Genomic DNA, 14971 nt, shown 5'->3' with positions numbered 1-14971 from the left:
AATGCGTGTGACATCTATTGGCAATAACCAACCTTTACAAGTTATTCAGCTCAGTGATGGTGAAAATTTAACAGCTGAAATTTTGCCATTTGGCGCAATAATAAAAAGTATTAAATTTAAAAAACAAGAAATGACCCTTAGCGTCGATGACCCTCAATACTATCTTGAAAATCCATTTTACTTAGGTGCTACAGTAGGTCGATACGCTAATCGCATTGCAAAGGGGCGTTTTAGCTTATCTGGTACGCAGTATCAACTAGAGGCGAATAACGGTCCTAATAGCCTGCACGGCGGCGTTAAAGGCTTTAATAAAGTACTTTGGCAAGTAAGTAAACAAACTGAAAGTGAAGTTGAGCTTTATTATTGCTCGCCCGACGGCGAACAAGGTTTTCCTGGGGAGTTGCAGGTTTGGCAAACGATTAGCGCTAAAAACGGCGAGCTTACTCTGCACTTTAAAGCGATAACGAATAAAGAAACGCTCGTTAACTTTACTAACCATTGCTACTTTAATCTTGATGGCAGTGAATCAATTAATGAGCATCTTGTTCAAATTAATACCGATCGTTACCTTCCTATCAATACAACAAGTATTCCACTTAATGAACCCGCTTTAGTTTGCGGTACCTGCTTTGACTTTACTAAGCCAGCTCAAGTTGGTAAGGCATTAAGCGCCGTTCATCCTCAACTAGAAGCTGGAAATGGCTTTGATCACTGCTATATTTTTAATGATGACAGCAGTTTAAAGACGATGGCTACATTAACTTCGCCACACACGAAGGTTAATTTAACCCTTAAGAGCACTCAACCTGGTATGCAGTTATACACCGCTAACTTTGTAGGTGCGCCTTTTAAAGCACGGCAAGCTTTGTGTTTTGAAGCGCAAAATTGGCCAGATGCGCCAAATCGTGAAAATTTTCCAAAAGCTAATTTATTGCCGGGAGAGGATTACTAACAGGTTATTATTTACTCTTTTTCTAAGTGAATACAGTATTCTAATGTTAATTTAAAGAAAATTAAAAGCAAAAATATAGTGATTAAATGCTATCCATAATTCAGGAAAAGGTTGCACTTTTTGCTGGTTTAAAGTATTTATAATATAAATAGTATTTGAAACTATATGCACTACCACAACGGCACAACGACTACACACAATCAGGAGTTTTTAAAAAATGATAATTAACAATAAGTTATCGTTCAACAAGAAAACCGCGCTCAGTATTGCTATCACTGGTATATTGGCAAGCGGAAGCGTTGCAGCTCAAGGCGCTGAAGGCAATACGCCTACAGTAGTAAATGAAGATGTTGAAGTTATCGCAGTAACGGGTATCCGCAGCAGCTTACGTTCATCAATGTTAGATAAAAAAGCATCTAATGTTGTTACAGACGGGATTAAAGCAGAAGATCTTGGTAAATTTCCTGATTTAAACGTAGCAGAGTCTCTGTAACGTATTACAGGTGTAGCAATTGACCGTAGTGGTGGTGAAGGCCAAGCGGTAACTATTCGTGGTTTTGGTCCACAATTTAATACTGTACTTGTTAATGGTCGTCAAATTGCGACAGACAGTGCAGGTCGTGAATTCAATTTTGATGTATTAGCGGCAGATCAAATCACCGGTGCTGATATTTATAAAAGTAATACAGCAATGCTTCAAGAAGGCGGCATTGGTGGTACGGTTAACGTAACTACAGCACGTCCTTTTGATTTTGGCGGTTTACATGTTTTAGGCTCAGAAAATAACGAGCAGTTAAGCTTTAGAAATCAGCTAGTACTTGATTTAACGCGCTCTGAGGTTGTTGAGTACCTATATAAAGCGATTGACGATATTTTAGTTGAATACCCAACTATTAAGTACATTAAATGGGACATGAACCGCGATATTAACCATGCGGGTAATTTTGATGGCAAGCCTGCTGTGCATCAGCAAACATTGGCACTTTATCGTTTAATTGACTGTATTAAAGCGGCGCACCCTGGTCTTGAAATAGAAAGCTGTTCGTCAGGTGGTGCACGTGTAGATTACGGCGTACTTGCACACACAGACCGTGTATGGACATCAGATTCTAACGATGCGCTCGATCGTCTTGAAATACAACGTGGATGTTCGTTCTTTTTCCCATCGTCGGTAATGGGTGCACATGTAGGACCGCGTGATTGCCATATTACAGGGCGTAATGTAAGTATTGAAATGCGTGCTGCGGTATCAATGTTTGGTCATATGGGAATCTAAATGGACCCACGTGAGCTGAACGATCACGAGTACAGCGCACTTAAAGCGGCTATTGCCTTGCATAAAGAGCATCGTGACTTTATTCATAGCGCCGATTTATACCGCCTTGATAGCGACGATTTATCTATTAACTTTGGTTTAATCGATGCGCAAAAAACAAAAGCGTTATTTGCCTATAACAGCGTTCGCGAAACACCGCGTACAGCGCCTAATAAGCTTCGTTTTGTTGGCCTAGATGCTGATGCGCAGTACACACTTAATTTAGTGTGGCCGGTAAAATTTGAAGAGTATCGTCCATCTTCTATTGCTGCGGTAAATGGTCAAACATTTACCGGTGAAGCGTTAATGCAGTTTGGTTTACAAATGCCAATTTCATTCCCGCAAACATCGCTTATATTTGAGCTTAACAAAGCTTAAATTTAACTAAGAGCAGTAAAGGGCGAAAATCGCTTTTATGCTGCTCTATTGAGATATCAGTAGTCAGATCTATATTGTTTAGGGCTGGCTTTTTTATACCCTTAGTAAGCTAATTTAGTAAATTAACTTAGTAAACTCAAAAGTATCGAAAATAAAGTGGTTACGCTTGCGCGTAATTTTGCTTGTTACCCAACCAACGTTGAATTAGTGGGTCAACAACCTCTGGGTGTTGCTTAAGCATTTGCTGTGCAATTGGCCTTACTTGATTAAGTATGTGCTTATCACGGGTAAGATCGGCAATTTTAAATTCGGCTAAACCCGTTTGTTTTGTCCCAAGGACTTCACCTGGGCCACGAATTTCTAAATCGCGCTCTGCTATCACAAAACCATCGTTACTATCGCGTAGTACTCCTAATCGCTTTTGAGCGGTGTGAGACAGCGGTGCGTGATATAAAAGCACACAATGCGATGCCGTAGCGCCACGGCCAACGCGTCCACGTAACTGATGCAGCTGTGCTAATCCCAAGCGCTCGGGGTTTTCTATAATGATTAAGCTCGCATTAGGTACATCAACACCAACTTCAATAACGGTTGTAGCCACTAAAACATGTATATTACCTGCTTTAAACTCACTCATAATGGCTTGTTTTTCAGCTGACTTCATGCGGCCATGTACTAAACCTACGGTTAGCTCTGGTAGTGCTTCTTTTAATTGTAGTGCGCTGTCCTCCGCTGCTTGGCATTGCAGTACTTCAGATTCATCAATAAGTGTACACACCCAATAAACTTGGCGGCCTTGCTCGTTACACGCTAATTTAACGCGGGCAATAATATCGTCTCTGCGAGTATCAGGAAGTGCTACTGTTGTGATTGGCGTACGCCCAGGTGGCAGCTCATCAATCACAGAGGTTTCTAAGTCGGCATAGGCGGTCATAGCGAGTGTACGCGGGATAGGTGTTGCGGTCATGACTAGTTGATGAGGGTAACAATCACCAAATTTACCTTTTTCGCGCAGTGATAAACGCTGGTGGACACCAAAGCGGTGTTGTTCATCAATAACTATAAGCACTAAGTTATTAAACTTAACTTCATCTTGAAATAAAGCGTGAGTACCTACAATCATTTGCGCTTCACCGGAGGCTATTTTTTCAAGTGTTGCTACGCGCTCTTTGCCTTTTGTTTTACCGCCAAGCCAAGCAACTGTTATACCTAGTTGATTAAACCATGTTGTAAAATTAACGCCATGTTGCTCTGATAAAATTTCAGTAGGAGCCATTAAAGCGACTTGAAAGCCCTGCGCAATGGCTGTTAGTGCACTAAGTGCTGCTACTAGAGTTTTACCTGAGCCTACATCGCCTTGTACTAAACGCATCATGGGATACGCGTGTTGCATGTCACCTTTAATTTCAGCAACTACGCGGCTTTGTGCATTTGTGGGTGCAAAAGGAAGTTGCTCTAAAAATTGGCTTTCTAATGTGTTTACCGGATTTAATGCCACAGCTTTAACCTGTTGCCCTTGCTCTCGTACTTTTAATAAGCTGAGGTTTTGAGCTAGTAACTCCTCAAATACAAGGCGCTGTTGAGCAGGGTGAGTACCTTGCTCTAATGCAGTTACATCAACATCATTTGGTGGGCGGTGCAGTAATAATAAGGCGTCACTTAGCGGCATATTTGATGGCTGCCACTGTGAAGGCAGTAGTTCTTCTACTGAGTATTTATGCAGTAAATCAATAGCCTGCTCGCTTAAAGCTCTAATCGATAGCTGCTTTAGGCCTTCGGTTGTTGAATAAACGGGCGTTAATGTCGTCGCTACCGGCTGCTCGTTAGAGGTATCGCTGATGCTGTATTCAGGATGACTCATTTCAAAGCCAACACGGCCGCGGCGCACTTCACCAAAACAACGTATTATTTTACCAGCGCTAAAGGCATTTTTTTGTGCAGCGGTAAAATTGAAAAATCGTAGTGTAAGCCTGCCAGTACCATCATTGATTTGGCAAACAAGCATGCGTCTTTTTCCAAACGTGATTTGGCTTGTTTCAATTGTTGCTTCAACACTCACGTGGCTATGTAGTGACAACTCATTAATCGCGTATAAGCGAGTGCGATCTTCATAGCGAAGTGGCAAATGAAAAAGCATATCTTGCACAGTTAAAATACCTAGCTTTAACAAACGCTCAGCCATTTTTGGGCCGACCCCTTTGAGCTCTGTAATTGGGTATTGATTTAAGCTAGGTTTAGACAAATTATATCAATCTTATTATTTGTGAATAAGTTAAGTGTACTTACAGAGCTTTAGTCCATCAAGTATGTTTTAAAGCTTGCCAAAATTGCTCGTCAGCGACTATTTCGCCGTTTTCATCAAGTGCGGGGTAGGGTAATTTTTTTTGTTTACACTGCCTTGCGATAATAGGGTGGCAGCCTTCAAAGTAAAGTGGATGTTTAACTTCGGCGCTCAACATATCTCTATTATATAAACCAGCCAGCTCGCGTTGGCGCTGTGCTTCAAACAATATTAGCGCAGCAGCAACTGAAACATTTAGCGATTGCACCATGCCTTGCATTGGAATAATAATATTTTGATCGGCATATTCTAGGGCTTTTTCTGAGATCCCCGTTTTTTCTTGTCCAACAATAATAGCCGTTGGCTTGGTGTAATCTACTTCTCTAAAATCAACGGCATCTTCTGATAAGTGAGTCGCTAATATTTGTATTTCTGGATTGCGTTCACGCATTGCAGTAACTGCATCATCAATATTTCTATGTAAGTGCGTCTCTAGCCAGTTTTTACTGCCACCTGAGGTATTATTTGTTAGCCATTTTTGCTTTTCAGGCCATACAGCATGTACGTGATGACAACCAACCGCATCAGCACTTCGTACTATTGCAGATAAGTTATGGTGTTTGTGCACGTCTTCTAAGCACACGGTTAAGTCTGTTTGACGGCGCGAAAGTACGTCTTCGATTCTTTGGTAGCGAGTTTGCTGCATGGTTATCCTCTTTTTTCAGCAATTATACGAGATTTTTGCAGTTAAGGCATTACCGTACGGCTAATTGGATTTTGTAGAGAAATCAGTGTTTCTGTTGATTGAATGGCTTCTATTGCTTGTATCTTATTAATCAGCACATCTTGTAAGTGATCAATGGACTTTGTCATTACCTTTATAAATATACTGTAGTTACCTGTTGTGTAATAAGCCTCTACCACTTCCTCCAATGCTTCTAGCTTTATAAGTGTTTGTGGGTAATCACGTGCGTTATTTAAATTAATACCTATAAAGCAACACACATCGTAGCCTAGCTGTTTAGTATTAATCGTTAATTGGGTGCCTGTAATGATCCCTGCTTGCTTCATTTTTTCAATTCTTACGTGAATCGTCCCTGCGCTTACATTAAATCTTTTTGCTAATTCGGCGTACGCAGTACGGGCATTTGCCATTAATGCATGAAGTATCTGTTTATCGAGATTATCGATTAAATAATTTTCCATTATATTTTTCTTATAAAATTATCGAATATATGATTTTTATACCACTTAATTGATGGTTTTAATATCTTTAAGCTATTTTTATTGTGGGATATTGAATTAATTAATCAAATCGTTACATTAACCTCATTAAATGCGCTCATTAGGGCGCTTTTTATCAATTAAGCAAGCAACAATAACTGGGAATGAGGCCAATTATTATGAGTTCACACTATGTGCAGCAACAGCAGCAAATAAGTAAAGTTAAGCATTTTTTTTCACAGCAACTAGAAACCCAACTTGGGCTGGTTGAGGTTCAAGCCCCTATTTTGGCTAAAGTAGGTGACGGCACGCAAGATAACTTAAGCGGCCATGAAAACGCAGTTGCTGTAAATGTAAAAGCGATTACAGATAGTCGCTACGAAGTGGTGCATTCATTAGCTAAGTGGAAACGTAAAACACTCGCAACTTATGGCTTTGGTGTTGGTGAGGGTATTTACACTCAAATGAAAGCTTTGCGCCCAGATGAAGATTCATTAAGTCCTATTCATTCTGTATATGTTGATCAATGGGATTGGGAAAAAGTAATTAACGAAACCACAGAGCGTTCGCTGGCAACACTAAAGCAAACTGTTCAATCTATTTATAAAGGGATAAAAGAGACGGAAGCTTTTGTAAGTGAGTCTTATGGTTTGACGCCTTTTTTACCGGACGACATTAAGTTTGTGCACAGTGAAGAGCTACGTAAAATGTACCCTGACTTTAGCGCTAAACAACGCGAAAAAGCCATTGCACAAGAATATGGTGCTGTATTTTTAATTGGTATTGGTGGCGCGCTTGGTGATGGCAAAATCCATGATGTAAGAGCCCCAGATTACGATGATTGGTCTACGCCGACATGCGAGCAATACACGGGTTTAAATGGTGATATTTTAGTATGGAATCCAGTACTTGAAGACGCTTTTGAAATTTCATCAATGGGTATACGCGTAAGTCCTGAAGTTTTAAAAGCGCAGTTAAGGGTTACTGGAGATGAAGACCGCTTAGAGTTTGATTGGCACAAAGCGCTACTACAAAGTAAATTTCCGCAAACAATTGGCGGTGGAATAGGGCAGTCTCGCTTGGCTATGCTCTTGCTACAAAAGCAGCATATTGGCCAAGTACAAGTGGGTGTATGGCCGCAGCAAACACATGCTGAGGTAAGCGGTTTACTTTAAATGTGAATAAATTTGAGTGCTCAATAGAGCACTCAGTTATTAGCTTGTTTTGAACTCTATTTCAATTTTGTTATTCAAAAGTTTAACGTTGCACGGAGGGTAATTGCGGATTGTTTTAAGTACTTTATCAAAAATATGAATCTCTACACCTGAATGCAAAACAGAATTTACCGCTAAATTAGCGTCGTTAAGTAAATCGTGTAAGTCGTGATCTAAGTTTGAAAGACGTTTTTCTAATTGCTCTGCCTGCTCACAATAATGCTTTTGAGTAGCACCAATTTTAGTAATTAATAGTTTTTTCTTTTCGGTATCTTTCACTAAATCAGTTTTTTCTAGTGCTGCTTGCAACGTGTCTAGCTGTGCATTTGTTTTAGCTAAGTCTTTAAAGCAATTATCAGTATCAGCGGTTATTTCGGCGCCAGAAGCCGCTAGGTTAATAATCATTTTAGCGCCTGATTCATTCCCTATTTCGCCAGCAATGAGGGTCGTTGCATCAAGTATTTCGCCACCAAATATTTTACCCTTGGGTAAGTCGGATTGACCAACTTGCAGTAAGCGTTTAGCTTTCATTACACAGTGGCTTGTTTGGCGATCAATAAAAATATTATTTGCTTCTAGGTAGCAATACTGTGAATGAGAGACGTGAATATCACCTCGTGCAATAAGCTTACAAGACAGTGATTGTTCGTCGGCTTTTTGATGGCCAATAATGCCTTGTTTAACGGTGATGTTTCCGCCTGCGGTAAGCTCTCCTGATTCAACCGTGCCAAATATAGTAATATCGCCTTTGGCTGTTACTTTCATTCCAGGGTCTATATTGCGGGTAACAATAACACTGCCTTGAAAGTCAATGTGGCCGCTTTTTACGTTTACATCTGAAATGGTAAAAATATCGTCGACACGCATACCATTATTAATTTCAACCGGAACACCTGCAATAGTAGAGACTAGTTCAAGCGGATTCAGCTTTGATATTTCGGTGCCTTCGCCTGCCACTAGTTGTTTATTTTCTCCGGGTTTTGCGGGCAGTATGTCACCTATTACGGTGAAGCCTTCTTTACCAGGGGTTGCTGGTTGTTGGCGAATAAGCACAGAGCCTGGCTCTACGCTTGCAAGCTTGCCAAAGTCGCGCATATCCACGCTGCCATCTTCTTTGAGCTTGGGGGTTTTTAAACGGTCTTTTAAAGTCTCTACGGTTGTTATTAGTTTAGTGGCCAAACCATCACTTGGTAGTCTGCCTTTAGCTAATACTCCCTTAACGACAGAACCCGCTGTATGCTCAAACTGTTTTTGCAGTAGCAACTCTAAAAATGCTTGCTTATAGCCACGCACAATTCCTGCTTTAACGAGTTGTTTTTTTGCATCTTCTAAACTTAATAATTTTCCGCCTTGGGCAAGGGTTAGCTCGCCAATGGCCAGCATTTTATCGTCGCTGATTGTTACATTTAAAGTGGCATTGTGTTTTGTTGCTACAACCAGGGTGTGTTGTGTGTTTTCGTTTTTAAAAAAATCATTAATAGCGTCATGATCTATTTTGCAGTCGCAAAAAGCTGACTTTTCGAGAGCCTCTAAAATAAATGCAGCGCTGGGAGGAATATGTTCTTTTACATCAAGTAAAACATTTCCATTGTTGGCAAGCTTAAACACGAGTTAATCCTTTTTTACTACTTAAGTTAAGTTTGTTTTTTAAAACACAACTACAGATTGCTAGAAATTTACATTTGAGTCAAGAGGTCACAGAGAACGAAGTGCTAAGAGGGAAAGAAAGGCTATAGAGAGGCTCTATAGCCTGTAATACTTAATTGGTAGAAGGAAGTTCCATTATTCCATCTATTTCAACTTGTGCACCTTTTGGTAGTGCACGAACACCTAATGCAGCTCTTGCTGGGTAAGGTTGCTTAAAGTATTGGCTCATTACTTCATTTACAGTGGCGAAGTTAGATAAATCAGTTAGATAAATATTTATTTTCACTAAATCTTGAATTTGCCCGCCAGCTTCTTCACATACCGCAGTGATATTTTTAAATACCTGATGCGTTTGCTCACTAAAGTCTTCTGAAATCATTTCCATCGTTTCTGGCACTAATGGAATTTGACCAGATAAATAAACAGCGGTGCCTACTTTAACTGCTTGGCTGTAAGTGCCAATGGCAGCAGGTGCTTTGTCGGTAGAGATAAATGCTTTATTCATGTGTTTCCTATTTTACTTTTTACGATAGACTTTTTGTACATCAGGCATAACGCGAATGCGGCGCATGATGTTAGCAACGTGGATACGGTTTTTAACGGTAACCCCTAAATCTATCACGTATAAATTACTTTCTTTTTCATCGGTGGTAATTTCTACAATATTGGCTTGGGTTGTAGTAACAACATTGGTTAATTTAGCCAGAGCCCCCTGATGATTAATAATTTCAACTCTCAGAGCTGCAATATATTCTTTCTCTGGGTTGTCGTCCCATTTTACAACTAAGTATTTAGAGCGCTCATTTTCCCAGCCACGGATGTTTTTACATTCTTGGCGGTGAACGGTCAGGCCCTTACCTTGGCTTACATGAGCTGTAATAGCGTCGCCAGGTACAGGTCGGCAACACTTAGAGTAATTAACTAGCATGCCCTCAGTACCAATAATGGTCGCTTTGGCTTGGCTGGTAATATCAGTTAAGTCGTCACTGTCATTTTGTAATAGGCGTTTGGCAATTAACATGCTCATTAGGTTACCAGAGCCAATTTCTACAAGTAATTCAAGGAGCGTTGTTAGTTCGTGCTCCTCAAGTACTCTCGCTATATTTTCATCAGCAATGCTATCTAGTTTGTTTTCACCTAACGCTGAATCAAGTAAGCGGCGCCCTAAAAGCATAGCTTCTTCATGATGCTGGCTTCTAAGGTAATTACGAACGCCCAAACGCGCTTTACCAGTAACAATAAAGTTTAGCCATGTTGCATTAGGGTGGGCACCTGAGCTTGTTATTATCTCTATAGTTTGCCCTGTATCTAAGGGCCTACTTAAAGGGTGCGGCTTGCGATTAACGCGCGCGCCTACACAGGTGTTGCCTACATCTGTATGCACGGCATAGGCAAAATCGACTGCGGTAGCACCCATCGGTAGCTCAACAATACGCCCATCTGGTGTAAATACGTAAATTTCTTCTGGGAATAGCTCAGTTTTTACATTTTCAATAAATTCAAATGATGAACCCGCACTTTGTTGAAGCTCTAATAAGCTCTGCATCCACTGGCGAGCACGTTGCTGCGAAGTATTACCTGCGCCATCACCTGCTTTTTTATACATCCAATGCGCCGCTACACCTTTGTCGGCCATATGATCCATATCGTGAGTACGAATTTGAATTTCAACAGGTATACCGTGAGGACCAACTAATGAAGTATGAAGCGATTGGTAACCATTCGTTTTTGGTACTGCAATATAATCTTTAAAGCGTGTTTCAATAGGTTTATAAAGACTATGAGCTACACCTAATACACGATAACACGTATCCATAGAGTCAACTGCAATTCTAAACGCGTAAATATCCATAACTTCGTTAAATAGCAGTTCTTTATTAAGCATTTTTTTATAAATACTATATAAATGTTTTTCACGGCCTGACACAGTTGCTTTAATGCCTGATTCTTCAAGACGCGCTTCTATTTCATGCTGGATATTAGTAATAACTTCTTTGCGATTACCGCGTGCTTTAGCAACTTCCGATTTAAGTGCGCGATGACGCATAGGATATAAAGCTTGAAAACCTAAGTCTTCAAGTTCATTTTTAATATCGTGAATACCTAAGCGGTTTGCAATTGGTGCGTAAATTTCTAGTGTTTCACGCGCTATTCTGCGGCGCTTATCTGGGCGCAATGCGCCTAAAGTACGCATATTGTGTGTTCTATCAGCAAGCTTGATTAAAATGACTCGAATATCCTGAGTCATTGCCATAATCATTTTGCGGTAGTTTTCAGCTTGGAATTCTTTTTTATCTTTAAAGCTAAGCTTATCGAGCTTACTCACACCTTCAACTAGCTCTGCAACAGTTTCGCCAAATATCTCGGCTAAATCTTGTTGACTAAAATCAGTATCTTCAATTACATCATGCATTAGCGCGGCCATGAGTGTTTCATGGTCAAGATGCATGCCTGCAAGAATTTGGGTTACTTCTACTGGGTGCGTTATGTAAGGTTCGCCACTCGAGCGAGTTTGTCCTTCATGGGCCTCTCGGGCTACCACGTAAGATTTTTGAACCAGCTCTACATCAGCAGCGGGCAAGTATTCTGAGATTTTCTTTTTAAGACCTTCAAAAAGATACATTCACACTCCAATGTTCTAGTGAAGCAAATTAGGTAAGTTACGAATATACGATGAAAAGAGAGGATTGCCAACGGCTATAGTAGAAATACTGCGCCGTTGGCTAAATCAGACCGGGAGGTCGATTATTGGTTGCCACCAACAATAGCGGCAACAGCAGCTAATTCAGCTGCTTCTTGGTGTTGTTGTTCTTCACGGTCAATTAAGTCCATTGAAGAGCTATCAACTAAACCTAGTTCAATTTCACGTAAAGCAACTACCGTTGGCTTATCGTTTTCAGGGTCTACTAGTGGAGTTTTACCACCAACAGCAATTTGGCGGGCACGACGAGCCGCAACTAAAATTAAGTCAAAACGATTACCAACTGCATCTACTGCATCTTCAACTGTTACGCGGGCCATCACAGCACTCCAAAAATAATTTAAATCAAAGACGTAGTTTACTGCAAGCAGCCACTTTCGCCAATAGCCAGTGTTCAATTTTTATCAGTTTTACTTGTCTAAGCCTGATTTAAATAGACTTAAATTATTTAAGCAGGCTATCTAGTAAAACTTGATGGCGTTCTTCTTGCGCTTTTAGGGTTAAGCGCTGAGCCATTACAATCATTTCTATGTCGCCAAGCGCGCTCTCAAAGTCATCATTAACAATTACATAGTCGTATTCGTTATAATGTGATGTTTCAGATTGTGCTTTTGCCATACGAGAGGCAATAACCTCAGCCGAATCTTGGCCACGATTATTTAAGCGTTGCTCTAACTCTTCTTTTGAAGGAGGTAGTATAAAAATAGTTTTCACGCTTGGCATTATTTCGCGCACTTGTTGAGCGCCTTGCCAATCAATATCTAAAAACACATCAATACCCGCATCAAGTTGCGACTCAATAGCCTGCTTTGATGTGCCGTAGTAGTTGTCAAACACTTGGGCCCATTCAAAAAAGTCATCTTTGGCAATAAGCACTTTAAACTCATCTGTAGATGCAAAGTGATAATGCACACCATTTTCTTCGCCTGGGCGAGGGGCGCGAGTCGTATGTGATACAGATACTTTCATATCAGCGTGTTTTTTTAATAACGCATTGATTAAGCTTGATTTACCAGCACCTGAAGGGGCTGATAAAATAAATAAGTTACCGCGAGTTTGTGCCATGCTTTTCTCTACCTAAAAATAAACAGGCTTGGATTACAAGTAAACCAAGCCTTTAATTAACTGCATTGTACTTTAATTAGCTCACCTTGCTCAAGTTAGACGTGCTCAAGTGAGCCATGTTCAAATTGAAGTGGCAATGTTTTACTAAGTTAGACTTTAAATAAAATTACAGTTTAAAATTGCCAACAGAACTAGCCGCTATATATAAGTATTTGATAAGGTGAACTATCACCTATTAAAGGAGCCTTTATGCTTAATAAAACCTTATTTACCGCACAACAAGTAAGAGATAATGAAGCTTTAGCGGCTAAAAATAGTCATTGCGATTTATTTACCCTAATGCAGCGAGCAGGAGAGGCTGTATATAAGCAATGGCAGTTATTTGATGCGCAGCATACATTAGTCACTGTTGGCCATGGTAACAATGCTGGAGACGGTTACGTTGTAGCTAGGCTTATTATGCAATCAGGTAAAAAGGTAACAGTATGCGCTGCTGAACCTGATAAGACATTAAACGGTGATGCTGCAAAAGCGCAGCAGCTATGGACAGAAGCGGGTGGGGTGGTTTCTCATTTTACAAAAGATGCTCTTAATAAATGCGATATCGTTATTGATGTGCTCCTTGGTACTGGGCTTAATAGCGCCGTGCGCGATAATTTTGCGAATATAATTAACGCTGTAAATAACAGTGGTAAGCCCGTAATAAGCATTGATATTCCATCAGGCATTGAAGCAAATACAGGACAGCCTTTAGGGTGCGCAGTACAAGCGACTTCAACCGTTACTTTTGTAGGTATAAAGCAAGGGCTCACAACGACGGCAGGTAAACAACATAGCGGTAAGTTAGTTTTTGATGATTTAGCAATTGGTGATGCGTTTACTTGTATAGCTCAGTCATCAGGAACCTTGATAAATATTAATAGCTTTAAAGGAATAGCCACGCGGGCAATCAATAGTCACAAAGGCAGCCATGGCAAGCTTTTATGTGTTGGTGGTAATCAAGGTACTGCAGGTGCAATTAGGTTAAGTAGTGAAGCAGCTCTTAGAACGGGTGCTGGCATGGTAAGGGTGTATACACACGAAAGCTCAATAACACCTATTAGCATTGGCAGACCAGAGCTTATGGTAAGCAGTAATAACCTACATCAAGCGCTAGAGTGGGCAAGCTGTGTTGTTATTGGCCCAGGGCTTGGGCAAGACGAGTGGGCACAACAAACATTCGATGAAGTAATGCAATATTGCCAAAACAATAAAATGCCATTGGTTATAGATGCAGACGCCCTTAATTTACTCGCTAAGCAAGCCTCATCGTATATGTTAGAGCAATGCGTACTTACGCCACATCCAGGCGAAGCTTCGCGACTGCTAAGTGTTAGTACCAGCGACATAGAATCAGACCGCTTTAATTATGCCCGCCTTTGCGCCAAGCGCTATAACGCGACTTGTGTATTAAAAGGCGCTGGAACATTAATAGATAATGCCCAGCACATGTGGGTATGTGAAGATGGCAACCCAGCACTGGCAGTTGGCGGCAGTGGCGACGTACTCACTGGTATTATTGGGGCATTACTTGCTCAAGGTTTAACTATTGATGAAGCAGCACGCTATGGTGTAACACTGCACGCTAAAGCTGGTGATATCGCAAGTGAGCGAGACGGGCAAAGAGGAATGCTACCCAGTGATTTATTCCCAGTTGTAAGAGAGTTAGTTAATAAAGTGACGTGAGTTTAAGCGTCACTTTACATAACTAATTATTAGGCTGCAGTAAATCCCATTTTGTACCATATAGGTCTTCAAAAACCACTACGGTGCCATAGGGTTCTACTCTAGGCTCTTCGTTAAATGTAACACCTTTAGAAAGCATTAAATTATAATCTCGCCAGAAATCATTAGTATGCAAAAATAAAAACACGCGACCATCCGTTTGATTACCAATAGCGCTAATTTGTTCGGACGTTGTGGCTTTAGCAAGCAGTAGATTAGTTCTGCTCGAATTAGCTCCGTTTGAATTTGGAGGTGAAATTAATACCCAGCGTTTACCATCTCCTAAATCAGTATCCTCGACCAACTCAAAGTTGAGCTTTTGAGTATAAAACTCAATGGCATCGTCGTAGTCCTTAACAACTAATGCAATGCCGCTTATATGCTGTTGAACGTTAGTCATGTTTGGTTTACTCCGTACTATTAAATAAAT

The 14971-nt window shown here is 40.6% G+C and carries 12 protein-coding genes and 1 pseudogene; 4 read left to right on the top strand and 9 right to left on the bottom strand.

Going from position 1 to position 14971, the window contains the following annotated elements:
- Positions 1–7 precede the first annotated feature (7 nt).
- A complete protein-coding gene (locus ABX891_RS00560) occupies positions 8–952 on the top strand; it encodes an aldose epimerase family protein (protein WP_309168934.1) in 945 nt (314 codons plus the stop codon).
- Positions 953–1169: 217 nt separating this feature from the next.
- Positions 1170–2645: pseudogene (locus ABX891_RS00555) on the top strand (alpha-galactosidase).
- A gap of 160 nt (positions 2646–2805) precedes the next feature.
- Here ABX891_RS00555 and recG read toward each other — a convergent pair.
- Genes recG through asnC form a run of 3 tightly spaced genes read right to left on the bottom strand, consistent with a single transcriptional unit; the run spans position 2806 to position 6132 of the window.
- Positions 2806–4887 (bottom strand): ATP-dependent DNA helicase RecG, encoded by a 2082-nt coding sequence (recG, locus tag ABX891_RS00550; protein WP_354628717.1) that lies wholly within the window; start codon positions 4885–4887, stop codon positions 2806–2808.
- A 58-nt stretch (positions 4888–4945) separates the two neighbouring features.
- Positions 4946–5632, bottom strand: a complete 687-nt coding sequence (gene trmH, locus ABX891_RS00545) for a tRNA (guanosine(18)-2'-O)-methyltransferase TrmH (protein WP_007580009.1) — start codon at positions 5630–5632, stop codon at positions 4946–4948.
- 41 nt (positions 5633–5673) lie between these two features.
- Positions 5674–6132 (bottom strand): transcriptional regulator AsnC, encoded by a 459-nt coding sequence (asnC, locus tag ABX891_RS00540; RefSeq protein ID WP_002958822.1) that lies wholly within the window; start codon positions 6130–6132, stop codon positions 5674–5676.
- Positions 6133–6329: 197 nt separating this feature from the next.
- Here asnC and asnA point away from each other — a divergent pair, with 197 nt between their 5' ends.
- Positions 6330–7325 (top strand): aspartate--ammonia ligase, encoded by a 996-nt coding sequence (gene asnA, locus ABX891_RS00535; protein WP_354628716.1) that lies wholly within the window; start codon positions 6330–6332, stop codon positions 7323–7325.
- Between the two features lie 39 nt (positions 7326–7364).
- Here the strand turns inward: asnA and ABX891_RS00530 are convergent, their stop codons facing one another.
- The 5 genes from ABX891_RS00530 to gmk all read right to left on the bottom strand — a co-directional run bounded on the left by ABX891_RS00530 (position 7365) and on the right by gmk (position 12777).
- Positions 7365–8972 (bottom strand): flagellar assembly protein A, encoded by a 1608-nt coding sequence (locus tag ABX891_RS00530; protein ID WP_354628715.1) that lies wholly within the window; start codon positions 8970–8972, stop codon positions 7365–7367.
- A gap of 151 nt (positions 8973–9123) precedes the next feature.
- Positions 9124–9516 (bottom strand): deaminase RidA, encoded by a 393-nt coding sequence (gene ridA / locus ABX891_RS00525; protein ID WP_002958826.1) that lies wholly within the window; start codon positions 9514–9516, stop codon positions 9124–9126.
- 12 nt (positions 9517–9528) lie between these two features.
- Positions 9529–11634, bottom strand: a complete 2106-nt coding sequence (gene spoT / locus ABX891_RS00520; protein WP_002958827.1) for a bifunctional GTP diphosphokinase/guanosine-3',5'-bis pyrophosphate 3'-pyrophosphohydrolase — start codon at positions 11632–11634, stop codon at positions 9529–9531.
- Positions 11635–11756: 122 nt separating this feature from the next.
- Entirely contained in the window at positions 11757–12032 is a 276-nt protein-coding gene (gene rpoZ / locus ABX891_RS00515) for a DNA-directed RNA polymerase subunit omega (RefSeq protein WP_002958829.1), read from the bottom strand.
- Between the two features lie 124 nt (positions 12033–12156).
- Positions 12157–12777, bottom strand: a complete 621-nt coding sequence (gene gmk, locus ABX891_RS00510) for a guanylate kinase (protein ID WP_354628714.1) — start codon at positions 12775–12777, stop codon at positions 12157–12159.
- Positions 12778–13026: 249 nt separating this feature from the next.
- Between gmk and ABX891_RS00505 the strand changes: the two genes are divergently transcribed.
- A complete protein-coding gene (locus ABX891_RS00505; protein WP_354628713.1) occupies positions 13027–14502 on the top strand; it encodes an NAD(P)H-hydrate dehydratase in 1476 nt (491 codons plus the stop codon).
- 22 nt (positions 14503–14524) lie between these two features.
- On the opposite strand, the gene ABX891_RS00500 is transcribed toward ABX891_RS00505, so the two are convergent.
- Positions 14525–14941, bottom strand: a complete 417-nt coding sequence (locus tag ABX891_RS00500; protein ID WP_354628712.1) for a VOC family protein — start codon at positions 14939–14941, stop codon at positions 14525–14527.
- Positions 14942–14971 lie beyond the last annotated feature (30 nt).

Origin of the sequence: Pseudoalteromonas sp. NCIMB 1079 (assembly GCF_040567695.1) — a bacterium.
GTDB classification, from domain to species: domain Bacteria; phylum Pseudomonadota; class Gammaproteobacteria; order Enterobacterales; family Alteromonadaceae; genus Pseudoalteromonas; species Pseudoalteromonas distincta.
This window is presented reverse-complemented; position numbering and strand designations above follow the sequence as displayed.

Bases quoted from the DNA above. Each gene is read 5' to 3' on its own strand.
- asnC (WP_002958822.1), bottom strand. From the start codon at position 6,132: ATGGAAAATTATTTAATCGATAATCTCGATAAACAGATACTTCATGCA.
- ABX891_RS00505 (WP_354628713.1), top strand. From the start codon at position 13,027: ATGCTTAATAAAACCTTATTTACCGCACAACAAGTAAGAGATAATGAA.
- trmH (WP_007580009.1), bottom strand. From the start codon at position 5,632: ATGCAGCAAACTCGCTACCAAAGAATCGAAGACGTACTTTCGCGCCGT.
- asnA (WP_354628716.1), top strand. From the start codon at position 6,330: ATGAGTTCACACTATGTGCAGCAACAGCAGCAAATAAGTAAAGTTAAG.
- ABX891_RS00500 (WP_354628712.1), bottom strand. From the start codon at position 14,941: ATGACTAACGTTCAACAGCATATAAGCGGCATTGCATTAGTTGTTAAG.
- spoT (WP_002958827.1), bottom strand. From the start codon at position 11,634: ATGTATCTTTTTGAAGGTCTTAAAAAGAAAATCTCAGAATACTTGCCC.
- ridA (WP_002958826.1), bottom strand. From the start codon at position 9,516: ATGAATAAAGCATTTATCTCTACCGACAAAGCACCTGCTGCCATTGGC.
- gmk (WP_354628714.1), bottom strand. From the start codon at position 12,777: ATGGCACAAACTCGCGGTAACTTATTTATTTTATCAGCCCCTTCAGGT.
- rpoZ (WP_002958829.1), bottom strand. From the start codon at position 12,032: ATGGCCCGCGTAACAGTTGAAGATGCAGTAGATGCAGTTGGTAATCGT.